This is a genomic window from uncultured Olegusella sp. (assembly GCF_947253395.1).
Classification (GTDB): domain Bacteria; phylum Actinomycetota; class Coriobacteriia; order Coriobacteriales; family Atopobiaceae; genus Olegusella.
In genome coordinates this window covers 1-3410 of the sequence record NZ_CAMXYY010000137.1, presented here as the reverse complement: position 1 = coordinate 3410, position 3410 = coordinate 1, and the positions used below count along the sequence as shown (strand labels likewise).

The 3410-nt window shown below is 46.1% G+C and carries 4 protein-coding genes; 1 reads left to right on the top strand and 3 read right to left on the bottom strand.

The window, feature by feature from the left end:
• Nucleotides 1-198: 198 nt before the first annotated feature.
• Nucleotides 199-1179, bottom strand: coding sequence for a site-specific tyrosine recombinase (locus Q0X25_RS07930; RefSeq protein WP_298580953.1), 981 nt, complete (start codon nt 1177-1179; stop codon nt 199-201).
• 183 nt (nt 1180-1362) lie between these two features.
• Here Q0X25_RS07930 and Q0X25_RS07925 point away from each other — a divergent pair, with 183 nt between their 5' ends.
• Nucleotides 1363-2178, top strand: coding sequence for a tRNA threonylcarbamoyladenosine dehydratase (locus Q0X25_RS07925; RefSeq protein WP_298580950.1), 816 nt, complete (start codon nt 1363-1365; stop codon nt 2176-2178).
• A 132-nt stretch (nt 2179-2310) separates the two neighbouring features.
• Here Q0X25_RS07925 and Q0X25_RS07920 read toward each other — a convergent pair whose 3' ends face one another.
• Both Q0X25_RS07920 and Q0X25_RS07915 read right to left on the bottom strand, forming a co-directional pair.
• Nucleotides 2311-2598 (bottom strand): hypothetical protein, encoded by a 288-nt coding sequence (locus Q0X25_RS07920; protein WP_021734918.1) that lies wholly within the window; start codon nt 2596-2598, stop codon nt 2311-2313.
• Nucleotides 2599-2681: 83 nt separating this feature from the next.
• Nucleotides 2682-3263 carry a redoxin family protein gene (locus Q0X25_RS07915; protein ID WP_298580946.1) on the bottom strand — a complete coding sequence of 194 codons (582 nt, stop codon included), beginning with the start codon at nt 3261-3263 and terminating at the stop codon, nt 2682-2684.
• Nucleotides 3264-3410 lie beyond the last annotated feature (147 nt).

The following is a 3410-nucleotide window of genomic DNA, read 5'->3' as shown; positions in this document are numbered from 1 at the left end:
ATTAGAATAACGGTCTCGTGGGCTCGGAGATGTGTATAAGAGACAGCCACTATATGTAGTGGAATGTGCTTGTTATAACCACAAGAAATTCAATACAAAATTTATTTTTCTCAATGTGGAGATTTTATGGTGCATCGGTAATCGTTCTCACCTTTTGTGCTCGACTACACATCACACCGCCATATCTACCGCTCAAAACTAGCGAATATGCGCTCGTGGATGGGCCTCAAGATACACTTCACGCAGATGAGTACGGTCGATATGGGTATACAGCTGCGTCGTCGAAACCGACGCATGTCCTAATAACTCCTGCACAACACGCAAGTCTGCACCACCTTCCAATAAATGCGTTGCAAAGCTGTGACGCAAGGTATGCGGATGTAAACCATGGCGCTTTCCATCAGCACCTTCGGGGGTTGGAATGCCTGCGCGCTCCCCCGCCTGCGCTACTACCGAAAACACCGCCTGGCGCGTAATGCGTGTTCCTCTTGTAGAGAGAAAAAGGGCATCTCCACTACGACTAGCTTCCAGCACGGGACGTCCGTCCTGCAAATAGCGCACAAGCGCACGTGCAGCTGCTCCCATAATGGGCACAACGCGTTCCTTTGAACCCTTGCCAAAGACACGCAGCAGCTCATCTTCGAGAAAGACGGTCCGCCGGTCGAGTCCGCAGAGCTCAGATACACGCAAACCACAGCCATACAGCAGCTCAAGCATTGCTTTGTCACGCAGACCGCAGGCAACTCGTTTGCGGAAACGCAACGACTCTTCCTTCTCGCCCGGGCGTGGTACCACCTTAAAGTTTTGCTCATCCAAAAGATGCGCCATGCGCACGCGCGACACCACATCGGGGAGGTGAAGTGGGGCCTTAGGCGCAGGTAGATCTGCTGTCGGCAAAGTTTCACAAATCTGATCAGCCACCATAAAGCGGTGAAAGCTACGGATGGCCGATACCGCTCGATCGATAGAACGCGCCGCATAGCCTTCATCTGAAAGCGTCGCAATATAGGTCGTTACATCTGCACGTTTAACAGCATCCGGAGCTGTGATGTTTTGCTTGGCAAGATGATCGACATAACGCTGTAGGTCGCGGGCGTAGGAGTCGGTCGTATTAGACGAACTGCCGCGCTCGATAGTGAGATAACCCAAAAAATCCTCTCGCGCTTGATCAAGATTCATTGCTGGATTACTACCTCCCTACAAGGATCGTGGCTGCTTCTCCTATTTTTATGACAGCAAAATCTATACCGTTTGATACTGAGTATTTCGCTAAAGTATATATATTTATAGATAGCAGGTTAGTATTTCCCATTTAAATGGTAGACGGCCTGCACCTGTCCAAATAACGTATCGAGGATATACATGACCGCCATACCCACCAGCAAGCTTCTTAGCTCACAAACTAAGAGTTCAGCACAAGACCGCCTGCTGCCTGTCTTTGGTGCAGAAGGCCTCGCAAAACTTAGCGACGCCTGCGTAATGATCATAGGACTCGGCGGCGTGGGCTCAAGCTGTGTGGAAGCGCTTGCACGCGGAGGAATTGGCCATCTTATTTTGGTAGATCGCGACATCGTTGAACCCAGCAATATTAACCGTCAAGCGCTTGCGTTCCATTCCACAATCGGCATGGCAAAAACCGATGCTATGCGCCGGATGGTGGCAGATATCAATCCTGACTGTGTCATTGAGACGCACCATCTTTTTGTCACGCGAGACAATTTAGCTGAACTTTTTGCGCCCTATCTCGGCAAGCTTGATTATGTGATTGATGCCATTGATACCATTTCGCAAAAACTTGAACTGGCGCGCTTTGCACAGGAACTCGAACGTGAAGGGCGCAGTTTTCCTTTGGTGGCTGCAGCGGGTGCTGCCCATAAAGTTCGCCCTGAACTGCTGAAATTTGCCGATATTAGCAAAACACACACCTGCCCTCTGTGCAAAGACCTCCGCAAGCTCTGTCGAAAGCGCGGAGTAAAAAAGCTTGAAGTACTCTTCTCCACCGAGCTACCGCTCAAGCGTGTACAAGGTACAGCGACAGGTGAGCGAGGACCACTAGGCACTGCTTCCTTTATGCCACCTATCATGGGTCAGATGATTGCAGGACGGGTGATTTGTCGTATTGCTGATATCAAGGGCGGACCTGATGCTGGAATCGGCGGCGCAGGTGGGGGTAAGTAGGCAGCATGGATACAGGTAGTCGAGCAGAGTGTGCTGATGTTCCAACGCCACACAAGAGACCCACATCTATAGTTGAGATGTGGGTCTCATAAGTAATCTTAGATCTGAAGCATCTTCTGTGTGACACAAAAACTACTTACCGGAAAACATCAGGTAGATAAAAATATCAGCAAGTAGAATTAATATTCCTAACGCGAACAAGAGCTTTGCTGAACTAGAATCCCCGGTAGCGCTCTTTGCCCATGCATCCTCAAAAACAGAAACAACAAACAATACTCCCGCAACGAGTCCAAACATATTTGAACTCACAATGCCTCTCCACACCAATAGTCCTACTACGAAGAGAATAATGCTTGCTACAACAATGAATGTAGTCCCAGAGAAAAAAGGTCTCTTTTCACTTGTAATCTTTGTACCCATGGCTTTAATCCTTACAACTTGGAGCATACCCATAGGGTGTATGCAGCACTTGTTGTGGCTGAATAAATCCCCGTAGGAGCTTTCTATTGGTTATTCTTCACATATTCGTCTAGTAGATGTCCACAATCCTCCTCTCCTTGCGCAGAAGCAAGCAGATTTCCCTTATCATCAAGAACAATAAGAGCGGGTATATGTTCCAGCCCAGTTTTATTAAAGCAATCCCCTTCAAAGTCAAGGTGGGTCGGGAATTTGGGTTTGGATTTTTGTAATGACTCTAGAGACTCGTCTTCTGAAATGCTGAAAAGATTCTTCTCAATAATTTCTTGATTACTAACCCATCGTTTTGATTTGACAAGGTTTTCACAATGTGGACACCATGATGCCCAAAAGAACAGGAGATTCTCTTCACCTTTTTTCAAGTGGGAATAATATGTATCGCTTCCTGTTAGTCTAAAATCTGGCATTTGTTTTATCGATAGGGCTTGGCTTTCATATCTATGATTATTTTCACCGCCCGAACCTGAACCTAAGCCATCTTTCTTCTCTGCATTATGTACAGCGCATCCGCTCTGAAAAAATATAAAAATACAAACGGTAAACATAATAAATAGCAGGGATGTCATGCGAATTTTCATTTGCTTCGAATCGCATTTAGAAAATTGCATAATACCACCTAATAAATAACTTAAAAAATTATAGTAAATCTACTTGTGAGAATAGCACTTTGCGGATAAAGCATGCCTACATCTTTTCTTAAATATTTCTTAAATAAACTATTTATGTGCTCCTCTTTTTTTTTTTTTTTTTTATAT

Bases quoted from the DNA above. Each gene is read 5' to 3' on its own strand.
- Q0X25_RS07920 (WP_021734918.1), bottom strand. From the start codon at position 2,598: ATGGGTACAAAGATTACAAGTGAAAAGAGACCTTTTTTCTCTGGGACT.
- Q0X25_RS07915 (WP_298580946.1), bottom strand. From the start codon at position 3,263: ATGCAATTTTCTAAATGCGATTCGAAGCAAATGAAAATTCGCATGACA.
- Q0X25_RS07925 (WP_298580950.1), top strand. From the start codon at position 1,363: ATGACCGCCATACCCACCAGCAAGCTTCTTAGCTCACAAACTAAGAGT.
- Q0X25_RS07930 (WP_298580953.1), bottom strand. From the start codon at position 1,179: ATGAATCTTGATCAAGCGCGAGAGGATTTTTTGGGTTATCTCACTATC.